The organism is Bacillus cereus group sp. BfR-BA-01382 (assembly GCF_022663475.1).
Classification (GTDB): domain Bacteria; phylum Bacillota; class Bacilli; order Bacillales; family Bacillaceae_G; genus Bacillus_A; species Bacillus_A thuringiensis_S.
In genome coordinates this window covers 57,048-77,711 of sequence record NZ_JAKUFQ010000016.1, presented here as the reverse complement: position 1 = coordinate 77,711, position 20,664 = coordinate 57,048, and the positions used below count along the sequence as shown (strand labels likewise).

The window sequence follows — 20,664 nt, the reverse complement described above, 5'->3', positions numbered from 1 at the left end:
GCTTGTTATTTATAGAGGTATACAGGGGATAGCCGCAGCTACATTTTCTCCAGTAGCGTTAGCCTACGTTGTAGAAATGTTCCCAGTAGAAAAAAGGGTTACAACAATAGGGTTTGTTAGTACCGGTTTTTTAGTAGCTGGAATTGTAGGGCAGGTAATAAGTACTGCTGTTAGTCAGCATTTTGGATGGCATATGGTTTTCTTTCTTCTTAGCATTGTCTATATAAGTACTGCTATATGGGTTTATTATTCTCTTCCGAAAGGAGAGACGTCTCAATCCTATACTGATATTTTGGGACCAATTAAACAGATGGGTAAAGTTTTTACAAATAAAAGCTTAGTATTAAGCTATATAATTGCATTCGTTTTATTAATGGCTTTTGTTAATATGTATACTGTTTTAGGGAATTATTTGAGCTCTCCTACTTACAATTTAACTGCGGAACAAATCCTTTATTTTCGCTTAGCAGGGCTGTTTGGTATGTTGCTGTCACCACTTGCAGGTCGTTTAACAAAGAGGTTTGAAATAAGGAAAGTTCTTCAAGGAGGATTGTTGATTGCTATTTTTAGTCTAAGTTCAATGGGCTTTGTTTCGTATCTATTTCTACTTGTAATGATGAGTGTCTGTTTTGTAATAGGTATTGCTATATCCGTTCCGTCTTTAGTTTCTCTTGTAGGTCAATTAGGAGGGAAAGCAAGGGGAATAGCGGTATCTATTTATACTTTTATTTTATTTTTAGGTACTAGTATAGGGCCTATCATTTCTATTTATCTTATGAAAATAGGAGGTTATGCTCAAACATTTATTTTATTAGGAATGATACTTTTTATTGGTTTTGTAGCTTCTCTATTTATAATTAATGAATGAGTGGAAAATCACTCAAATAAAGGAATGCGAGGATCTTTCATATGCTCGCATAATAAAATATGAATTTGTCCACGATGATGATAAAAGTGTGCAACGATTTCAAGTAACCATTCAAAGCGCGAATAAGAAATCCCCCAATAGGCAGTCATAACTTCTGCTAATTCTATTTGGGAGTAGGAAAGAAATGTTTTAGAGAGAAGGTTGTATCCTTCAATCATCGTTTGTTGCATGTGAGCAACTGTTACGGGCGTATGTTCTATATAAAAGGTATGTAATTCTTTTTCTGAAATACCATTTAAAATGAGTAAATCAGCATGACAAATAAGAGAAAGATGTGCATACATTTCAAATAATGATCGTTTTGAGTGAATCGGTTGTATTTTTAAATCGTTTTCACTATATTGGTTAAGCATATCAATAGAAGTATCAATAGCAACTTTTAGTTGATGTAATGCAGATTGAACAAACATTGTAATTCTCCTCGTCTCCGTATATAATAGTTTCTTGAGGATATTATATCATACTCAAAATTCCGAAAATTCTAGTAGTTTGACTAGCATAATGAAAAGTATTATATTGTAAAAGGTCATATGAAACGTGAAATAGAATGGAATGCAATTATTGAGTTAGGAGTTAGACCAATGAGTTTGAAATATGGAAGAGATACAATTGTAGAAATTGACTTAAATGCTGTAAAACATAATGTAAACGAATTTAAAAAACATGTAAATGATGAAAAAATTAAGATGATGGCTGCTGTAAAAGCGAATGGGTATGGCCATGGGGCAGTTGAAGTTGCCAAAGCTGCAATTGAAGCAGGAATAAATCAACTTGCAGTTGCATTTGTAGATGAAGCGATAGAATTAAGAGAAGCAGGAATTACTGTGCCGATTTTAATTTTAGGATACACACCAGTTGCGGCTGTAGAAGATGTAATTCAATATGACGTTATGATGACTGTTTATAGAGTAGAAGATTTACATGGTATAAATGAAATTGCAAACCGTCTTCAAAAGAAAGTACAAATTCAAGTGAAAATTGATACAGGAATGAGTCGTATCGGTTTACAAGAAGAAGAGGTTAAACCATTTTTAGAAGAATTAAACCGTATGGAGTATGTAGAGGTAGTAGGGATATTTACGCATTACTCTACGGCAGATGAAATCGATAAATCATATACGAATATGCAAACAAGTTTATTTGAAAAAGCTGTTAATACAGCGAGAGAATTAGGAATTCAAATACCATATATTCATAGTTCAAATAGTGCAGGATCAATGGAATTAAGTAACACATTTCAAAATATGGTACGCGTTGGAATAGGAGTATACGGTATGTATCCGTCAAAAGAAGTGGATCATACAATCGTTTCTTTACAGCCTGCGTTGTCGTTAAAATCAAAAGTAGCTCATATTAAACATGCGAAGAAGAATCGCGGTGTAAGTTATGGGAATACGTATGTAACAACTGGTGAAGAATGGATTGCGACTGTACCAATTGGTTATGCTGATGGTTATAATCGTCAATTATCTAATAAAGGCTATGCGTTAATTAACGGGATTCGAGTACCTGTTATCGGCCGTGTTTGTATGGATCAGTTAATGCTGGATGTTTCAAAAGCGATGCCAGTACAAGTAGGAGACGAAGTAGTATTCTACGGTAAACAAGGTGAAGAAAATATCGCAGTAGAAGAAATAGCGGATATGTTAGGTACAATAAACTATGAAGTTACATGTATGCTAGATAGAAGAATTCCGCGTGTCTATAAAGAAAATGACGAAACAACTGCAGTTGTAAATATATTAAGAAAAAACTGAATCATTTCGATTCAGTTTTTTTATTTTTGGCAAGTGAAAAATGCTCTATTTGTACCGTGGAATTGAATGTTCTTAAAACCTACGGATTCCAATGAAGAAATTATTTCTTCATTGGAATAACAAGCTTCTTCAAAAGAAAAGTCACTTCTTGTCCAATTATTATCTATGTCATGGTGAAATAGTATAAAGTTCATTTCTGCTTTTTTATTTTCATTATTATATGTAGAATCAATCGTACAAACATATTCTTTCTCTGAAATATGAAATGAAGCAATCCAGTTTTTAAGAAATCCTTTTTCCATATTCATATCAAATGCGAATATACCCTCGTTATGTAATACGGAGTAAACTTTCTGAAACACACTTTTTAGTTCATCTAAATTCATAATATGGTTTAAACTATCACCGGCAGAGATGACGTAGTGGAATTGCTCATTTATATTGAAATAGCGAGCGTCATTGACGATAAAGGTTGCATCTGGCGCATTTTTACGTGCATACTCAATCATTTGAGTAGAACCATCTATACCAGTTACTACAAAATTATGATCAAGTAGTTTCCTAGTAAGATGACCAGTCCCGCAACAAAGATCTAAAATATGAGAACGTGGTTGTGCATATTGTAAAACGAGTTGTTCAAAAGCTGGATAGGAGTGTTCAGAAAAATGCCCCCAATGTTTATTATAAATAGATGCGAAAATATCATAATTAGAATAAATAAGTTTTTTAGACATAAATATTCTCCTTGCTATTCATTAAATTATAATAATCATGCTTCATCATAATTTCAAAACCGCATTGTGTATAAAGCTTCAAAGCATTGTTATTCTTTGTTTCAACTTGTAATTCAATTGTTGTAGCACCATTTGTGAAGAGCTTATGTGTCATATAGTTTAAAATAGCTTTACCGTAGCCTTTACCTTGATAGGAAGGGTGGACAGCGAATCCTGATAATATAGTAGAATGATCTTGCTCAGTAACTGTAATCGTTCCTATCATTTTTTTATCGACAAGAGCACTGTAAACTTTATGAGAAGGTGAAGTCATCATTTTTTGTAACCATGTAGCCGTATTTTCTACTGAATCACCAAAAGCTTTACTAGAAATTTCAATAAGATCAAGAAGTGATTCTGAAGTTGCAAGAGTAAGCTGTATATTATTATCTGTTGTTTTTTGAAGTTCGTTTGTCTTGAACTCCATACTATATTCACTATATAAATATGGTAACTTCATATGTTTTACAAATTCATTCCCAGAAATAGAATCCCCATTGATAATAAGAAGAGCTTCATCTGTCTCTCTATTTTGTATTTCTTTCATTGCAGTTTGTAAAAGGATAGTTCCGAAACGTTGTTTTCTAAAATGAGGATGTACAAAGCCTATTAGTTCAAGCTTTGTTGGTCTTTCAAAATCATACATATTTAAAGCGCCAATTAATTGAGTGCCGTTATAAAGAAGAAAATCGTTTATATAATCTTCATTTCGATTTTTTAAAAAGTTGATATGTAAATCTGAAGAGTAATCAAGGTTGTCTTGTTGCCCGCAAATATAAGCCAAATCCTTCATTTGCTGTATTTCACTTTCTGTTACAGAACGCTTTTTCCGAATATCCATTGTATAATCCCTCTCATTCGTATTTAAAAATAGGATGGGTGACTTAACCATTTCTTTAATTCCACATTACCTTGCACAGATAACAGTCGGTATAAATAACGATAAGGCTGTCTATATTCTTCTAAGTGAGGAATAGACATAATTGTTTCGTAACCACTTTGAAAGGCATGTGCTTCTTTTTCGGTAAGTACATATTCTAGTCCGATAAAATCAAGCTCTCGCGGAGCAACAGCGTAAGCTTCAGTATCTACTAAACCCGTAATAGTTGTACCGTCAGATAAAAATTGAGTAGGATCCATATCAATTAAGACGAGTGTAGATTCCTTTGGTACGGACAGGGAAGAAAGTTGTGATTCAAAGGTAGGGAATGCATTTTGTATGCTTTCATCATCAGAATAAAACATATTCACAAGCTCTTTACTTACGTTTAAAATATGTGATTGGAATTCATCTAGTGGAACTTGGGACGTGCCTGACGGATTTCCTATGAAATCGGCTTTAAATTTATGTATTTCTGCAAGTCCTTTTCCTAGGCTGAATAAAATAGAATCTGGTTGCTCGATAAAAGATTGAACTGTGTTACCTACTAACTTTTCAACCACCACAAATTCACGGCCATTTAAAACATGTTTTTCTAATATTGTTGGGATAGGAAGATTCGTATGTTCTTGCAACAATGTATGTACCGTTTCTAAATGATGGACGTTCCTTGGATCAATTCCAAATAAATTTTTACATCCCCACCAAAAATCATTATTTGGTTCTTCATTCATTTTAGAAGCACGAACGATAACTTCTGTATCTTCTGTTTGAACGAGAAAAACATCACTTGCATGATCTTCATAACCTGGGTGCAAGGCTTGAACGGATAGAATAGGTGAATTGAATAGTTGTTGTAACATGAAAAGACCTCTTTTTCTGTAAATTCTATAAATTTATTATATAACAGGTGATGTGTTATGGGGATAAAGATAAAAAATTGAAATCATAGTTACATTTATAGTGAGAACTTATTAAAAATATTATATTTCTCCATTTTTGTGTGAATTGTCAAAAAAAACAGAGTGATAGTATTTGAATGTAAAGCTCGTATCTTTAAAGCTATGAAGAGTAAAAGTAGAATTAAGCATTCGTTTATAAGATTGTGAATCAGAATAATGTAGACTATTGAAAATATTTCTCAATAATAAAATGAAGAGAAAAGCATGAAGAAGTAGAATGCATTCATTTATAATAGATTTAAATTAATTAATATAATTAATTGTTAATTTTATTATATTAAATGGATAGGAGAGAATATTATGGCAAATGTACTCGTAATAAATTTCCCTGGGGAAGGTCATATTAATCCGACTTTAGCTATTGTAAGTGAGTTAATTCAGCGAGGGGAAACAGTTGTTTCTTATTGTATTGAAGATTATAGAAAGAAGGTTGAAGCAACAGGTGCGGAATTCCGAGTGTTTGAGAATTTTCTCTCTCAAATTAATATTATGGAACGAGTAAATGAAGGTGGGAGCCCTTTGACGATGCTATCTCATATGATTGAAGCATCAGAGCGTATTGTTACTCAAATTGTAGAGGAAACAAAAGAGGAAAAATACGATTATTTAATATATGATAATCATTTTCCAGTAGGACGTATTATAGCGAATATTTTACAATTACCAAGCGTTTCATCTTGTACAACGTTTGCTGTTAATCAGTACATTAATTTTCATGATGGGCAAGAATCGAGACAAGTAGATGAAATGAATCCATTATATCAATCTTGTTTAGCGGGAATGGAAAGATGGAATAAGCAGTATGGAATGAAATGTAATAGTATGTATGATATTATGAACCATCCTGGTGATATTACGATTGTATATACTTCAAAAGAATATCAGCCGCGTTCAGATGTATTTGATGAATCGTATAAATTTGTAGGTCCATCAATTGCTACTCGAAAAGAAGTGGGGAGTTTTCCTACTGAAGATTTAAAAAATGAAAAAGTAATTTTCATTTCTATGGGAACAGTTTTTAATGAGCAACCTGCTCTGTATGAAAAGTGTTTTGAAGCGTTTAAAGGTGTAGATGCGACAGTCGTATTAGTCGTTGGTAAGAAGATAAATATAAGTCAATTTGAAAATATCCCGAAAAACTTTAAGTTGTATAATTATGTCCCGCAATTAGAAGTTTTACAGCATGCTGATGTATTCGTGACACATGGTGGTATGAATAGTTCGAGTGAAGCGTTATATTACGGTGTTCCATTAGTTGTAATTCCGGTAACAGGAGATCAGCCATTCGTTGCAAAACGATTGACTGAAGTAGGGGCAGGCATAAGACTTAATCGTAACGAGTTAACTTCTGAATTGTTATGTGAGACTGTAAAGAAAGTAATGGATGATGTGACGTTTAAGGAAAATAGTCGTAAAGTGGGAGAGTCGCTTAGAAATGCTGGTGGATATCAAAGGGCAGTTGAGGAAATACTTGAATTAAAAATGAAGCCGTACGTAAAGATTAAATAGATGTTAAAAACACACTTACTTTTAATTGGTAAGTGTGTTTCTAGTATTACGCGCTAAATGTGTTACATAAAAATAGCGATAAAGGTGAAACTTTTGTGTATATAAACTGATATCTTTGTCTTAGCAGAAAAATTACGTTAAAATAATACTAAGAAAATATATAAGCTTTGGGGGTAATGAATGAAGAAAGTATTTGAATACGTATTATTAACAATTGGCTCAATTATAGTAGCAGGTTCATTAGAGCTTATTTTAGCACCTAATGGATTAGTAGATGGCGGGGTAACGGCTATTGCTATTATGGCAAATAAAGTTGCAGGATTGCCGCTTTATGGCGTTTTCTTAGGAATTAATATCCCAATTTTATTATTTACTGCAAAAGTAATGGGAAAGAAATTTTTTATCCGTACATCTTATGCGAATGTAGTTACAACACTCGGATTAATTTATTTAAAACCATTTCCAGCAATTACGACTTCTGAGTTATTAATTGTACTTTATGGTGGAGTGCTGTTCGGAATTGGTGTTGGGATTGTTGTTAAAATGGGTGGAGCAATTGACGGTTCGGAAATGTTAGCAGTTTGGATGAATAAACACTTTAATGTACCAATTAGTACATTTTTACTTGCAGTAAATGCAGTTATTTTCATCTTTGTTGCAATTTTATTTTCAATCGAACAAGCGATGTTCTCATTAGCAATTTTCTATATTGTTACGAAGATGATTGATTTTATATTAGATGGTATTAATCAAGGTAAGAGCGTTATGATTATTTCTGGTAAGAATAAAGAAATAGGCGATTTACTTATGAAAGAATTGCAACTATCTGTTACGTATCTACATGGAGAAGGTGGTTTTTTAGGGGAGCATAAGAGAATCATTTATTGCATTACAAACCGATTCATTTATCCGAAAATGAAAGATCTCGTTCTCTCTGTAGATCCAACCGCTATAATTGAAGCTTCCTATTCAACAGAAACGACTGGTGTGAAACGTCCGGGAAGGAAAGCTAGGTCAGGTGAGTAACTAGAAGAAGGCTGTCCAAAAAGTTATTTTGGAACAACCTTCTTTTTTATTTTGTTGAATTGTTAGTATGTTACAAGTTAAACCCACTGTTAACAAGTTTCCTTGCAACTAGGGAACCAAGCGTCTTTCAATAATGTAGCCAACGTCTCAATTTTATTTTCCGGAATACTACCAAAACCGAGTAATACATATGATTCCTTGCGTAAATCATTCATGAAATCATATGGAGAAAGTGGGTATAATTTAACGCTTTGTTTTTTAGCGGATTCAATCAGTTCATTTTCATTCATACTGTTATGTACACATAAAACAATATGAAGTCCGGACTGTTCGCCAAGAATTTGAACATTAGCCCCCATTTCTTTCATAATGGATTTTACTAACGCATGATGTTTTCTTTTATATAGTGTACGACTCCGATTAAGGTGACGTTCCCAATTCCCGCTTTGTATAAAGTTAGCAAAAGCAAGTTGTTGTATTGTAGCCACTGTTTGTTTAAAAATTCCATACAGTTCTTGATATATTTTTAAAAGATGTGGTGGTAAAACAACATATCCCATTCGTAAAGAAGGTAAAAAAGATTTTGAGAAAGTCCCCATATAAATAACGCGTTCATTTGAATCAAGACTTTGTAAAGAAGGAATCGGCTTACCAGCGTAGCGAAACTCTCCGTCATAGTCATCTTCAATAATGTATCCATTGCAATCATTAGCCCACTTTAACAATTCTAACCTTCTAGGTAAAGGCATAATAATCCCAAGTGGAAATTGGTGTGATGGTGTAACGTATGCGACATTGGCATTTGTATTGTATAAGCTAGAAATATTAATCCCTTTTTCATCCAATGGTATGGGATGGATTTGTCTATCACAGCTTTTAATGATTGCGTGTATACGGTGAAATCCAGGGTTTTCAATGCCGTATTCTTTTGTAGGGCCAAGCAGTTGAAGTAGTAACCAGAGAAGTGGCTGCGTTCCGGCACCGATCACAATTTGATTAGGTGAAGAATGTACACCGCGAGAATGATATAAATATGTTGATATATGCTCTCGAAGAGCGAATTCACCTTGAGGGTCTTCTTTGGCAAATAGTGCATTTTCGTATGTAAGTATGGATTCTTGTAATGCCCGTTTCCAATTTGTAATCGGAAATTTATTTTGATCAATAAGCCCTTGGCTACAATCGTATTCGAATTTTTCGTCTATCAAATTGCTCGTCTTCTTTGCTGCATTTCGTTTTTTATTTGGGATAACGTCAATATCGAAATTTGCTACAAAAATACCACGTTTCGGTTTACTTTCTACATAACCTTCAGCTAATAATTGTTGATAAGCTGATTCAACAGTAATGCGGCTAATATTAAGTTGTGATGCTAAATTTCTGTGTGAGGGTAGACGTGTGCCAACAGAAATAGTCCCTTGTATAATTTCAGCTTTTATATATTCGTAAATTTGCAAGTAAATAGGTGTGTTACTTTGTAATTGCAATGGGATAGTAAAATCCATATAAAACTCTCCTTTAAAACTGACCTTATAAAAAATACTTAAACTGCCACTTAAGTAAAGGGCAGTCACTTTCTATAATAATGATATAACATTTAGAAAATTAAATAAATAGTTAAGGGAGAGTTAAAAATGAATGTTAAAGAAGTAGTAACAGAAGAGCAATTACATGAAGTATTACCTGTTTTACAGCAATTACGAACACAACTTTCAAAAGAGGAAACAGGCACTTTATTTCGAAATATGAAAGAAGAAAATTATAAACTATTCTCGCTGCGTAATGAAGATGATGAAGTTGTTAGCCTTGCAGGTGTAGCGATTTGTACGAACTTTTATAATAAGAAGCACGTTTTCGTATATGACCTTGTAACGGCAGACGCACATCGTTCAAAAGGACATGGAAATGTATTACTTTCGTATATAGAGAACTGGGGAAAGGAAAACGGATGTGAGTCTATCACCCTCACGTCAGCATTTTCAAGAATTGATGCTCATCGTTTTTATGAAAGAGAAGGGTATGATAAGGTGAGTTATTCTTTTCATAAAGAATTATAAATAATAAGAAGAAGCTGTCTCGAAAAGTTGGGAACAGCTTCTTCTTATTATTATTTCTCAAGTTATTATTGAACCGTAAATAGGTTGTAAGTTATGGTATATGTATTTGAAAAGGTTATATAGTGTTATTGGATCGAATTGTTTTAAGTAATAATAAAGAGAATGATTGGAGCGCTTATACTTGAAAAAAATAAAGAAACTATCAATCCCTAATGATGCTAGAGTTATTGTCATATCGGATATTCATGGAGAATTAAATCTTTTAAAAGAAGCACTACATAAAGTTAACTTTAAAGATGAAGATTATTTAATTATTAATGGAGATCTTTGCGAGAAAGGACGAGATAGCGTAGGTGTAGTAAACTACGTTATGAATCTTGTAAAGAACAATTCAAAGGTTCACGTTGTTGAAGGGAATTGTGAAGTTTTAGTTGATGCTCTTCTAAATGAAAATCCTCGTCTTATTAATTATTTATGTACGAGGAAGCATTCAATTTTTAATGAATGGCTAGAGCAATTGGATTTTTCAGTTCATGAAGGTACTTCAATTCGTGAAGTGAAAGAAGCATTGCTAAGTGAATTTTCACAAGAACTATATTGGCTAACGGAGTTGCCAACAGCGATTGAAACAGAAGATTATATTTTTGTGCATGCAGGGCTAGAAGATAGAGTAGATTGGAAAGAAACAGAGCGCAAAAATGCGATAGCAATGCCGGAGTTTTTTTATAAATCACATAAAGCAAATAAGTATGTAATAGTTGGTCATTGGCCAGTCGTGAACTATTCTGAAGAAGCACCGTCTAACAATCCAGTTGTTGATGAGGAGAAAAAAATTATTGCAATTGATGGAGGAAATGCAATTAAAGAAGCAGGACAATTAAATGCATTTATTATTCAGAGGAAACAAACGGGCGATACATTTTCTTATACATATGTAGACTATTTCCCACAGTATGAAGTAATAGCGGATTTTAATGCGAATTCAGAAATGCAGGGCGGAGTGACATATCCGTATTATTACATAGAGCCTATCGAGAAGATGCAAGATTACACCGTATGTAAGCAAAAGGAAACGAATAATTTGCTCACTGTAAAAAATGAATATATGAAACAACTTGAGTCAGGTGAATATACAGTGAAAACCGATATTTCTTGTGCGCAAATAAGCGTTAGGAAGGGAGATATCGTTTCTCTCATTGATGATAGCTGTTCAGGATATGATTTAATTAAAAAAGATGGCGTAGAGGGTTGGATAGAGAAAGGGATTTTGCTTGAGGTGAATAAAAAGGGAAATAATATATTGAGCTGAAATAGGAGGGGATAACCTCCTATTTTTTATTACCTATTTTACAATCACATATTTCAATTAACCTTTTAAATTAGTGGACTGCTTGCTGTCTTTAATAAGTAAATAAATCGTAGTCGGCAGAATGATAAGCGTCATTCCTAAAAGAATTGCTAGTATAGCATAACCTCTATAGGGAGCAGAAACGATAAAAGGAAGTATCGCTAAAAAAATCCCTGCTATCATCATTGAAATACTACTAATATTTGAAGCTCTTTTTTCAAGGTGCTTATCATTCCATTCTAATGAAACGGTTGATTTAGTCGTATCAATTTTGGAACTGAAATAACCTATTAATATAAATAAAAGCCCTAATGCTAAAAATATGAAATGATCAAGAGGGAGTGAAAAGCCAAGAGCAATGAGGGCGATGACAATATCGACAAAAAATAAGAATAGTAATATTGTGTTGCCGATCCAATGGAGAAATTTCTGGTTACTCGCTGCTTTAGATAAAGCTAAAAATATAAAGAATAAGAAGGAACATATAATTATATTTACGATTACAAAAGTGCTTTTATCCATTGTTGATGTAGGCGTTCCATTGAAGTCCCATTTCGTAACAATATTTGATGGTAAGAAGAAATATAGAATAATATTTGTGGTAACAATAGTGAGAAATAAAGCAATACTAAATCGATTATTCACTGAATCACCAGCTTTCTAAATCAATAATTGGTATCTAATAACAAAATTATACAATATAATATATGATATTAGTTTTGATTTTTCTGAAAAAACATTATAATTATATATGAAATAAAGAGGAATGCAGGAGGGAATTATGCAAAACGTTGTATTAAAGGGGAAGAAAGTTACAATTCGTACAATAGAAGAATCGGATATAAAAACATTATGGAATATCATATTTAAAGAAGAAAGCCCAGAATGGAAGAAATGGGATGCGCCATATTTCCCGTTCTCAATGCAAGAATACTCTTCCTATAAAGAGAAGATGCAAAATCGTTTGAAAGAAGAACCACTGTCAAATTTAATTATAGAAAATAACGGTCAAATCATTGGGACAGTCGGGTTTTATTGGGAATATAAAACGACGCGTTGGTTAGAGATGGGAGTTGTGATTTATGAGCCAACATACTGGAATGGTGGATATGGTACAGAAGCATTAAAATTATATAGAGATTTGCTATTTGAAAAAATGGAGATTGGTAGAGTAGGAATCACGACTTGGTCTGGCAATGAACGAATGATGAAAGTAGCAGAGAAAATAGGAATGAGCTTAGAAGGTAGAATGCGAAAGTGTCGTTATTATAACGGAACATACTATGATTCTATTCGAATGGGCATGATTCGTGAAGAATGGGAAGCGCTATGTGTAACGAAGGGGTGAGAAAGATTGTACGCTATCATTGCTACATTTGATCGTGTGTTTACTAATAAAATTACAGAATTACAAAATAAATTAACAAATGTAATTGGAACAAATCAATTAGCTGGAGTAGAACCTCATATAACGATTGCGGATTATAATGAGTTGGATGTTAATTTGTATATTGAAAAATTAAAGGAATTTGTAGCTATTCAAGAAAACATGTCTGCAGTCACTTTTCCTTCTGTTGGAACTTTTCCTACTAACGGTACGGTTTTTCTAGCGCCGACTGTTACCGATGATTTATTGAGACTTCATCATTTTTATCATGATCATTTCAAAACTTTTCATGATAATTCAAATTCATATTATGTACCAGGAAAATGGGTTCCGCATTGTACGATTGCGAATCATTTGAATTCAACTCATTTTTTAAGTGTGATGGAGTATATATATGAGAATTTTGATGTTACAACAGCTTCGATTGAAAAGTTAAAATTAATTAAGGTCAATTATGAAAATGGTTCTGCCGTTTCTTCTAGTATATTAGCAGAATATAATTTAAAGAGAATGGAGACATCGAGATGACATATATAATTAGAGAAATGAAGCAAGAAGATATTCAGGCTGTACAATCAGTAGCGAAAATAGCTTGGCATGATACATATGAAGGCATTATTCCGAGAGAGATTCAAGATAGTTTTTTAGACGAGGCATATTCTGATGAAAAAATGAAATATCGCCTTAAAAATACACATTTATTCGTTGCGGAAGAAGAGGGAGAAGTAATAGGATTTGCGAACTTTTCACCTGTTAGACTACAAAACGAAGCGGAATTAGGGGCAATTTATTTGTTACCAGATCAGCAAGGAAAAGGGATCGGAAGTGCTTTATTACAAAGAGGGATTAAGGCATTAAATGGGATACGGAAATTGTACATACATGTAGAAGCTGCAAATGAAAAAGGAAAACGCTTTTATGAAGCGAAAGGTTTTGCTGAATTAGAGCAATTTGAAGAAGACTTTGAAGGACATATGATGCAGACAGTAAGGATGGTTTTATACGTATAAGGAGGACTAGTAATGAAAACTTTTGATTTTAGTGAAAAAGTAGGAAAGCACTTATCAGTATTTCAATCTAATTTCATCATGTCGAAAATAGTAAACCATCAAGGAAATGTACATATCGGTGCTATGCATTTACAAGCCAATGGAATAATCGGATGTCATGAAGCAGTTGTATCTCAACTGCTTCTTATTGTGGACGGAGTAGGATATGTGTGTGGGGCAAATAAGGAAAAGGTAAAGATAGAGGCGGGACAAGCTGTGTTTTGGGAGAAGGGAGAGCTTCATGAAACAAGTACAGAACAAGGATTAACGGCAATTGTTATGGAAGCGGAGAATCTTGAACAAGGGATAGTAATGCCTATTATTCAAGGGGAGTTGTGAAAAATGATAATTAAGGCGAATCAAGAAGATACCAATGAAATATTAAAATATGCGGCTCAATCGCTTTTTGAAGGGACGAGAGGGAATTGTCAATTAAGTACCGAGAAAGCGATTGAAATTACAAAGCCGATTGTAGAAAAAGGAGCATACTATTTAATCATTAAAGAAGAAAATAAAGTAATGGGATGGATATTAATAGGGGAAAATACAGACTATTTTTCTCGTGAAAAACTTGGATTTATATATGAATTGTACGTTTTCCCAGAATATCGCGGGAGAGGATTATCGCGAGAACTGATGGAAGCTGGTATTAAGGAATTAAAGGAGAAGTATTCAGAAATTAGGTTGAATGTATTTGCTGGGAATTTTGCAAAAGAGATGTACGAAGAGTTTGGGTTTGTTGAAAGGCAGGTAATTATGACTTTGAAGTGAGTATTATAGTCGGAATGGGAGAAGAGAAAATAATGATTTAGTGGCTACTTTATCGCTGGAATTTAAAGCCAATAAGTCTTTATAAATATATAAAATAGATGGTTTGCCTTTATTTTATAGTAGATTGATAGTGTATGCTTAAAAATAAATAAATTACTATTATACAATATATCGTTATTATAGTAAAAGAGAAATTTTGGAAAAATATCATTTTTTTGTTTAGAAATTTTTAAATTATTGATATAATCAATTTGTAGAATTGATTATTGGTTAATTTTACTATTTTTAAATTTTAAGGGGGATTTAATAATGGCAGGACAAATTCGTATGTCACCAGAGGAACTTAAATCGAAAGCTACTCGATATGGACAAGGTGCAAATCAAATTGAGGACATTTTACGTCAACTACAAAACTTACAAAATGAATTAAGAGGAGAATGGGAAGGTCGTGCTTTCGAAGGTTTTGACCAACAGTTCAATCAATTAAAGCCAAAAGTACAAAACTTCGCACAGTTATTACAAGAAATTAATATGCAGCTTAATAAAACTGCAGAAGCTGTTGCTAGACATGACGAAGATCTTTCTCGTAATTTCGGTCTACAATAAGACAGATAAAAAGAAATATATAATTTAGCCATGCAACCATACGTTGTATGGCTAAATTACTTTAAAACTAGAGTAAGATACGAAGTCTTTCATTAGATAGACTCGCAGTCACAGGAGTGATAAGTTGTGAAAAAGTTCAAATGGAGCATCTTGTTGTTTATTATTTTAGCTCTTGTACTATCAACAGGGGTCTCCTATTTAGCATTAAATCAAAATGTTAAGAAAGCTAATGAGAATACTACACCAAAAATGACAGTTGCGTTGGTAAATGAAGATCAGGGCACTGTTTTTGAGGGCAATAAAATAGCGTTTGGGGATCAATTTGTTAAAAATGTAAATAAAAATACGAAACAAGAATGGTACGTAGTTAGTCGCGGGGTAGCAGAAAATGGATTGAAAAATAATAATTACAATATGATGATTGTTATTCCAAATGATTTTTCTAGGAAAGCAGTTGCGATTGATTCAGAGATTCCGGAGAAATTAACGTTAAACTACAAAGTAAATGCAACTGGGAATAAGGATTTGAAAGCTGAGGCAGAAAATACAGCTTCTGTTATTTTAGAAGATTTCAATAAGCAAATAATCGACGTTTATTTTGCGAGTATTATCGGTAAGCTACAAGGTGCACAAGATAATATAGGTAAAATAATTGAAAAAGGAAACGTTCAAACAACTATGTATAAAAAAGATATACATAGTCCGTTAGCAAATTACACAAATCAATTTAAAACAGTACAAGATTATACAGGTGTTTCTGTTAATAGTTTCAAAGGATTTCAGGATGTTTTAAAAGGTTTCGGTCAAGCGTTAGATGAAGGGAATAAATCTAACAGTACGTACTTAGATGGTTTTAATAACTTTCAAAAAATGCAAACTGATAACAATTTGTTAGCGAATAATTTCACAAATCAATTCAATCAATATATGAATGATATGAATACAGGCGATGCTTTAAAGCAATTAAGTGCATTGGAATCAGCTAATAAAAGTATTTCAAATCAATTTACGTTTTCAGAGAAAGAACCAAATATTTTAACTGATGCTTCAGCAGTTCAAAAATATTTAGCAGATGTAAAAAAACAAGTATCTGAATATGATACAGAACTTGCAGGAAAGTTAGAAAGTGATATTCAAGAGACGGTAATTAAGAAGTTAAAGCAATCTATGTCGAATGATGGAAAGCAAGAAATTTTCATAAATACATTAATGAAACAACCAGATGCTCGAATAAAGAAACAAATCGAGAATTTAATTGCGAAATTACCTAGTTTAAACATGGAAGAAATCGGTCAAAGTGATTTACCAGATGCGACGAAATTACAACTGCAAAATGTAATTCAATTTACAAAAAAATATAATAAAGAAAATAATTTTTATTATGATCCTGTAAATAAAATATCTTTAGGAAACGCAATTAAAGAAGTAAAGGATAGACTTTATACAGAGGGAATTACATTTAGTGATACTGCGAAAGTAATTAAAATGGAATCTCCGCAAATTTTGAAGATAAGTATTCCAGAAGAATTTAAACTAGATGGAAGTACAGGATTCTTACATATTGATGATGTGGATCGTACAAGTGACTTTCTTCAAAGCGAAGCAGGAGAAATTACAATAGCTCCTCGTAATGAAGGGGATATAAAGATTAGCTTGGATGTGAAGTTAAAAGATCCAAACATCAATATAGATGTTTTCTCTCCTGTAACATGGCAGTGGGAATTGAGTGGGACTCATACAAAAGAAACTAGTCCTGAAAAAGAAAAACCTAACAAAGAAGATAAAGGAACACAAACGGAAAATAGCAAGGTGGAAAATGTGGTTCATAAGTCACAGTATGGCATAATGCCGTTAGTACACAATGCTAAAACGCCTATTATTAAAAAAATGGAAAACACAACAGGGAAAGATAACGGAACCGGAGGAAACCCAGGAGGCGGAACGGGAACAGATAACGGAACTGGAGGAAACCCAGGAGGCGGAACGGGAACAGATAACGGAACTGGAGGAAACCCAGGAGGCGGAACGGGAACAGATAACGGAACCGGAGGAAATCCAGGAGGCGAAACGGGAACAGATAACGGTAAAGTTATTGAAAGTACAACGAATCAAGTGATACATCAAAAAACAGAAAAAATACCAGATATTACTTCTAGTGTATTAATAAAAGAAGCAGTAGATACAGTCGAAAGTTATCAAGGTTTAATGAGCCTTTACGAAATGTATTATGGGATTGATTTAAGAACGAAAGATGTAGGTCCTAAGTTAGAAGAGGGAAGTTTAGATGCAATTGCGACGGATCAATCTTTGTACTACGTATTAAATAAACAAAGCTTAATCGATTTAATTTCAAATCTTGTTTCATCAAGTATTACTACAGAAATAAAGCAAGATATGTCAGGTTTAAAACAAAAAATAAACTCTTATCAACAATCTATTACTAGTGCGGATCAAAATTCTATGCTACTAGCGGAGAAATTAAATGGAACGACGCAACAAGCAACTAGTATGAATGAAAATTTAGGAGAGTATGTAAAAGGTTTAGCGAAATGGCGTGAGAATAGCTTAAAGCTAGTTGAAGAGCAGCAAGTAGTAACAACAAATCATGCTGGTGAGCAAACGGCTGTTTTATCGTTAGATTCTGGTATTAAATCATTAATGATGCAAAGTCAGTCATTGGTCGAAAGTTCGAAGCATAGTTTAGCAACTTCAGACGATGTATATAAAACATTTGATCAAATTAATGGACAAGCAAAAGAAATTCAAGACAGCGGAACGACAATTGTTTCAAAAGCTGATTTATTATTAAATGACTTTACAAAGAAAATGGAAGATGATAAATCATTCTCCAAAAACTTTACGAAAATTTTAGCGAATAGTCGTATTGGAGATCGTCAAAATGAAATGCTATATGACTTTTTAGCTAGTCCAGTTCAAAAGCAAAATGATGGAGTAATTGTAGCAGGTAATGCTTTTACACCGTACTTAATTGTATTAACTTGTTTCATTGTTGCATTATTTACAGCATACGCAATTGCGAATCAAGAAAAGAAACGAATGCAATCGGATCATTTTGAAGAGAAATTCTCATTAATTGATATGAATGTACCAACTACAGTAGTAGCTTTCGGTATATCAATTGTGGAAGGAATTAGTATAGGTATCATTTCTGGGCGTCTTTTAAAGTTCGGTCAGGATCAAAGTTTACTATGGATTGCGTTCATCACATTTATTATGATGGCGTTTGTATTGGTCTCAACCTACTTATTACGACAAATAAAAATGGTAGGAATGTTTATACTATTAGTATTTTTAAGCATGTACCTATTTTTAACTGAGGCAGTTGGAAGTAAAGTAGATCAAATGTCTTCTGTCGGAAAGATACGTCAATTCTCACCGCTTCAGTATATAGAAAGTTTTCTAAATGATTTTATTAGTGGTAAAGATACTGGGAAAGTTATTTTTGTCGTATTGTTTGTAATTGCCATTATTGGATTGGTTAGTAATCTATTTGTATGGCATAAGAAATGGGAGGAAAAAGAAGTAAATGATCAAACAATGGAGCATAGTGGCTAAGTTATCATTTCTCTCTATCCTTTTACTGTTTGTCGCGCTACCGATAAGGAGCGCGGCTGACAGTTATCTTGGTGATGATGGGAAGATTAAGTTTAAAGTGGATCGACTTGAAGAAAGCGACCAAGAAAAAAATAAAAAGGAACATAAGGAAACAGAATTAGATAAAGCATCAATTGAGTTATTTAACCAAGATATAGAAGAAGAAATTGAGAAAAAGAAAAAGAAAGAACAAAAAGATATGGAAGCTCTGCGAGATTCTCTTTTTATAAAACAAAAAGAGAATAATAGTGTTAAAGATACGAAAAATAGTTTGTTTAGCAGTGAATACATTGTCAGAAAAAGTGCAGATGAAGTAGCGAGTAATGAAACAATGAATGAAGAGCCAATTAGTATAACAATAATATTATTATTTGGCGGTGGCATTCTACTTATTTGCATCGGTATTTATACGGTTCTTCGTAAAAGTTGGAGGTAAAGCGATGGCAATACAAACACATATTAATGTCACAGTAGATTTTAATAAATGGAATGGAAATACATACGATTTGCGTATTCCGAATCACCAATCTATTAAATATTTATTGAAAAACTTATTAGATACGCTAAAGATTGATAATCATGAAGGTTCACATTTTGTAATTAAAGTGAAAAATAAGTCAATTGTTTTAACAGATAATGATCGTTTAATTGATCACCAAATAACAGATGGAGATATTTTGCAAGTTTTATAAAGAATATTTTTTACTTTTAGTTATTTGAAAATAAGTTATTACGGGTTATAAAGAAAAGGAGAAGAGGATAAACATGACGGAAAAAATAATTCAAATTGATGCAATGAACTATCAATTTCAAATAGAAAAAGAAAATTGGAAATTGGAGATGACCAAATCTCAAACACGTATAAAAGACTTCCGTCAATTCGATATAATTACGGGCGTATCATCTGAATTTGTACCATTAACAATAGAAGAAGCGGATGATATGTTTACGTTTCTATATCAAGTAGATAAAAAATTATATAAGTGGGACAATCTTAGCCGTTTTGGAAGAAATGAGAAATTAAGACTACTTCGGAATGTTGCGCAGTTTCGTAAATATTTGAATAAACGAATCACGTTCTTTTTACATCCAGACAATATAGTTTTTAATGCTAATTTAATACCAAGTATTATACATAGAGGAATTCGAGATATTGTTCCACCAACCCCGTTATCAGAAGAACAATTTTTAACACAATATAAGTGTCTAATTATTGCTTTATTCTCCCAAAAACATAACTTTGATGATTTGTATGCTGGGTTACTAAAAGATGCAAAAGAAACAACATTTGAACAGACCGTTGCTCAAATGGAAAGCTTAGATGCATTACTGCAGTTTCTTGATGACAGCTTTGAGAAGGAACAAACAAAAACAGAGAAAAATATGCAGTTAGTACCTAAAAAAAGCTATAAATCGTTTAAATACTTAGCTTTTTCCTTCATAGCGGCGACAGTTATTTTAGCTGCTCCTTTAATATATTTCACTTTTATAAAATTTCCTTATCAAAATAAATTGTTAGAAGCAAATGCAAGTTTCATAGCAACTGATTATGACAAAGTCATTACGCAATTAAATGAAGAGGAATTTGAATCATTACCGATTGCATCTAAATATGAGTTAGCATTTGCATACATTACAGCTGAAAAACTAGGTGAAGCTCAAAAGAAATCGATTATGAAAAACATTAGTTTGAAAAGTGATGAAAAGTATTTGCTGTATTGGATGTATAACGGAAAAGGTAATTTTGATAAATCATTAGATTTAGCTAAGACACTTGATGATCCTCAGCTTATTATGTACGGCCTTGTTAAACAAATTGAATCACTGAAAAATAATCCGGATTTATCAGGAGAAGAACGTGATCAAAAGTTAAAAACATATGAGCAACAATTAGATGAATATAAAAAGAAATATGGCAATTCATCAAGCGATAAAAATTTGTCGGACACAGAGAAAAAAGAGTAAGCACTTGATGAGACAGTTGAAAAGGAGCAGT

22 protein-coding genes are annotated in these 20,664 nt (G+C 32.8%); 16 read left to right on the top strand and 6 right to left on the bottom strand.

The genetic code is table 11. From position 1 onward, the window contains the following. Positions 1-868: MFS transporter (locus MR160_RS09865; RefSeq protein ID WP_242297283.1), on the top strand; the 868-nt coding region annotated here is incomplete at its 5' end. An 8-nt stretch (positions 869-876) separates the two neighbouring features. On the opposite strand, the gene MR160_RS09860 is transcribed toward MR160_RS09865, so the two are convergent. Next, positions 877-1,338, bottom strand: coding sequence for a DinB family protein (locus MR160_RS09860; RefSeq protein ID WP_000497993.1), 462 nt, complete (start codon positions 1,336-1,338; stop codon positions 877-879). Between the two features lie 171 nt (positions 1,339-1,509). Here MR160_RS09860 and alr point away from each other — a divergent pair, with 171 nt between their 5' ends. Next, positions 1,510-2,685, top strand: a complete 1,176-nt coding sequence (gene alr, locus MR160_RS09855) for an alanine racemase (RefSeq protein WP_014895227.1) — start codon at positions 1,510-1,512, stop codon at positions 2,683-2,685. 20 nt (positions 2,686-2,705) lie between these two features. Here alr and MR160_RS09850 read toward each other — a convergent pair whose 3' ends face one another. From MR160_RS09850 to MR160_RS09840, 3 genes are read right to left on the bottom strand one after another with little or no spacing between them, the layout of a single operon-like run. Next, complete coding sequence (locus MR160_RS09850; RefSeq protein ID WP_242297282.1) at positions 2,706-3,419, bottom strand: class I SAM-dependent methyltransferase; 714 nt, start codon at positions 3,417-3,419, stop codon at positions 2,706-2,708. Next, positions 3,412-4,299, bottom strand: coding sequence for a GNAT family N-acetyltransferase (locus tag MR160_RS09845; RefSeq protein ID WP_000354633.1), 888 nt, complete (start codon positions 4,297-4,299; stop codon positions 3,412-3,414). Before MR160_RS09845 ends, MR160_RS09850 begins: the two co-directional genes overlap by 8 nt. 23 nt (positions 4,300-4,322) lie before the next feature. Continuing rightward, positions 4,323-5,201 (bottom strand): protein kinase family protein, encoded by an 879-nt coding sequence (locus tag MR160_RS09840; RefSeq protein WP_242297280.1) that lies wholly within the window; start codon positions 5,199-5,201, stop codon positions 4,323-4,325. A gap of 399 nt (positions 5,202-5,600) precedes the next feature. On the opposite strand from MR160_RS09840, the gene MR160_RS09835 reads away from it, so the two are divergent. Both MR160_RS09835 and MR160_RS09830 read left to right on the top strand, forming a co-directional pair. Then, entirely contained in the window at positions 5,601-6,809 is a 1,209-nt protein-coding gene (locus MR160_RS09835) for a macrolide family glycosyltransferase (protein ID WP_242297278.1), read from the top strand. Between the two features lie 180 nt (positions 6,810-6,989). Further along, entirely contained in the window at positions 6,990-7,835 is an 846-nt protein-coding gene (locus MR160_RS09830; protein ID WP_000755126.1) for a YitT family protein, read from the top strand. A gap of 89 nt (positions 7,836-7,924) precedes the next feature. On the opposite strand, the gene pdxR is transcribed toward MR160_RS09830, so the two are convergent. After that, the gene (gene pdxR / locus MR160_RS09825) at positions 7,925-9,340 is read right to left on the bottom strand and encodes a MocR-like pyridoxine biosynthesis transcription factor PdxR (RefSeq protein WP_017763059.1); all 1,416 of its coding nucleotides are present in this window, start codon (positions 9,338-9,340) and stop codon (positions 7,925-7,927) included. Positions 9,341-9,469: 129 nt separating this feature from the next. Here pdxR and MR160_RS09820 point away from each other — a divergent pair, with 129 nt between their 5' ends. Together MR160_RS09820 and MR160_RS09815 are read left to right on the top strand one after the other, a co-directional pair. Next, a complete protein-coding gene (locus tag MR160_RS09820; RefSeq protein ID WP_001101124.1) occupies positions 9,470-9,892 on the top strand; it encodes a GNAT family N-acetyltransferase in 423 nt (140 codons plus the stop codon). 181 nt (positions 9,893-10,073) lie between these two features. Then, entirely contained in the window at positions 10,074-11,201 is a 1,128-nt protein-coding gene (locus tag MR160_RS09815; RefSeq protein ID WP_000721390.1) for a metallophosphoesterase, read from the top strand. A 57-nt stretch (positions 11,202-11,258) separates the two neighbouring features. Here MR160_RS09815 and MR160_RS09810 read toward each other — a convergent pair whose 3' ends face one another. Then, positions 11,259-11,885 (bottom strand): DUF1648 domain-containing protein, encoded by a 627-nt coding sequence (locus MR160_RS09810; protein ID WP_017763060.1) that lies wholly within the window; start codon positions 11,883-11,885, stop codon positions 11,259-11,261. Between the two features lie 136 nt (positions 11,886-12,021). On the opposite strand from MR160_RS09810, the gene MR160_RS09805 reads away from it, so the two are divergent. From MR160_RS09805 to essB, 10 genes are all read left to right on the top strand, one after another. Further along, positions 12,022-12,588 (top strand): GNAT family N-acetyltransferase, encoded by a 567-nt coding sequence (locus MR160_RS09805; RefSeq protein WP_017763061.1) that lies wholly within the window; start codon positions 12,022-12,024, stop codon positions 12,586-12,588. Between the two features lie 6 nt (positions 12,589-12,594). Next, positions 12,595-13,155 carry a 2'-5' RNA ligase family protein gene (locus tag MR160_RS09800; RefSeq protein WP_000270898.1) on the top strand — a complete coding sequence of 187 codons (561 nt, stop codon included), beginning with the start codon at positions 12,595-12,597 and terminating at the stop codon, positions 13,153-13,155. After that, positions 13,152-13,637 carry a GNAT family N-acetyltransferase gene (locus MR160_RS09795; protein ID WP_000221053.1) on the top strand — a complete coding sequence of 162 codons (486 nt, stop codon included), beginning with the start codon at positions 13,152-13,154 and terminating at the stop codon, positions 13,635-13,637. Before MR160_RS09800 ends, MR160_RS09795 begins: the two co-directional genes overlap by 4 nt. A gap of 12 nt (positions 13,638-13,649) precedes the next feature. Then, positions 13,650-14,015 carry a cupin domain-containing protein gene (locus MR160_RS09790; protein WP_000846433.1) on the top strand — a complete coding sequence of 122 codons (366 nt, stop codon included), beginning with the start codon at positions 13,650-13,652 and terminating at the stop codon, positions 14,013-14,015. 3 nt (positions 14,016-14,018) lie between these two features. After that, positions 14,019-14,447 carry a GNAT family N-acetyltransferase gene (locus MR160_RS09785; RefSeq protein WP_000584237.1) on the top strand — a complete coding sequence of 143 codons (429 nt, stop codon included), beginning with the start codon at positions 14,019-14,021 and terminating at the stop codon, positions 14,445-14,447. 309 nt (positions 14,448-14,756) lie between these two features. Continuing rightward, on the top strand, positions 14,757-15,053 hold the full coding sequence (locus MR160_RS09780; RefSeq protein ID WP_000918601.1) for a WXG100 family type VII secretion target: 297 nt from the start codon (positions 14,757-14,759) through the stop codon (positions 15,051-15,053). A 126-nt stretch (positions 15,054-15,179) separates the two neighbouring features. Continuing rightward, positions 15,180-18,629, top strand: a complete 3,450-nt coding sequence (gene esaA, locus MR160_RS09775) for a type VII secretion protein EsaA (protein WP_242297277.1) — start codon at positions 15,180-15,182, stop codon at positions 18,627-18,629. After that, the gene (essA, locus tag MR160_RS09770; protein WP_000595661.1) at positions 18,601-19,104 is read left to right on the top strand and encodes a type VII secretion protein EssA; all 504 of its coding nucleotides are present in this window, start codon (positions 18,601-18,603) and stop codon (positions 19,102-19,104) included. The genes esaA and essA overlap by 29 nt, the downstream gene beginning before the upstream one ends. Positions 19,105-19,108: 4 nt before the next feature. Continuing rightward, entirely contained in the window at positions 19,109-19,360 is a 252-nt protein-coding gene (locus tag MR160_RS09765) for an EsaB/YukD family protein (protein ID WP_001007566.1), read from the top strand. Positions 19,361-19,433: 73 nt separating this feature from the next. Continuing rightward, positions 19,434-20,633 (top strand): type VII secretion protein EssB, encoded by a 1,200-nt coding sequence (gene essB / locus MR160_RS09760; RefSeq protein WP_000136616.1) that lies wholly within the window; start codon positions 19,434-19,436, stop codon positions 20,631-20,633. Positions 20,634-20,664: the final 31 nt, after the last annotated feature.

Excerpts from the sequence above, each read along its gene's own strand:
- MR160_RS09850 (WP_242297282.1), bottom strand. The coding sequence starts at position 3,419 with ATGTCTAAAAAACTTATTTATTCTAATTATGATATTTTCGCATCTATT.
- essA (WP_000595661.1), top strand. The coding sequence starts at position 18,601 with ATGATCAAACAATGGAGCATAGTGGCTAAGTTATCATTTCTCTCTATC.
- MR160_RS09860 (WP_000497993.1), bottom strand. The coding sequence starts at position 1,338 with ATGTTTGTTCAATCTGCATTACATCAACTAAAAGTTGCTATTGATACT.
- alr (WP_014895227.1), top strand. The coding sequence starts at position 1,510 with ATGAGTTTGAAATATGGAAGAGATACAATTGTAGAAATTGACTTAAAT.
- MR160_RS09805 (WP_017763061.1), top strand. The coding sequence starts at position 12,022 with ATGCAAAACGTTGTATTAAAGGGGAAGAAAGTTACAATTCGTACAATA.
- MR160_RS09820 (WP_001101124.1), top strand. The coding sequence starts at position 9,470 with ATGAATGTTAAAGAAGTAGTAACAGAAGAGCAATTACATGAAGTATTA.
- MR160_RS09835 (WP_242297278.1), top strand. The coding sequence starts at position 5,601 with ATGGCAAATGTACTCGTAATAAATTTCCCTGGGGAAGGTCATATTAAT.
- pdxR (WP_017763059.1), bottom strand. The coding sequence starts at position 9,340 with ATGGATTTTACTATCCCATTGCAATTACAAAGTAACACACCTATTTAC.
- essB (WP_000136616.1), top strand. The coding sequence starts at position 19,434 with ATGACGGAAAAAATAATTCAAATTGATGCAATGAACTATCAATTTCAA.
- MR160_RS09780 (WP_000918601.1), top strand. The coding sequence starts at position 14,757 with ATGGCAGGACAAATTCGTATGTCACCAGAGGAACTTAAATCGAAAGCT.
- MR160_RS09765 (WP_001007566.1), top strand. The coding sequence starts at position 19,109 with ATGGCAATACAAACACATATTAATGTCACAGTAGATTTTAATAAATGG.
- MR160_RS09790 (WP_000846433.1), top strand. The coding sequence starts at position 13,650 with ATGAAAACTTTTGATTTTAGTGAAAAAGTAGGAAAGCACTTATCAGTA.
- MR160_RS09845 (WP_000354633.1), bottom strand. The coding sequence starts at position 4,299 with ATGGATATTCGGAAAAAGCGTTCTGTAACAGAAAGTGAAATACAGCAA.
- MR160_RS09785 (WP_000584237.1), top strand. The coding sequence starts at position 14,019 with ATGATAATTAAGGCGAATCAAGAAGATACCAATGAAATATTAAAATAT.
- MR160_RS09830 (WP_000755126.1), top strand. The coding sequence starts at position 6,990 with ATGAAGAAAGTATTTGAATACGTATTATTAACAATTGGCTCAATTATA.
- MR160_RS09795 (WP_000221053.1), top strand. The coding sequence starts at position 13,152 with ATGACATATATAATTAGAGAAATGAAGCAAGAAGATATTCAGGCTGTA.
- MR160_RS09840 (WP_242297280.1), bottom strand. The coding sequence starts at position 5,201 with ATGTTACAACAACTATTCAATTCACCTATTCTATCCGTTCAAGCCTTG.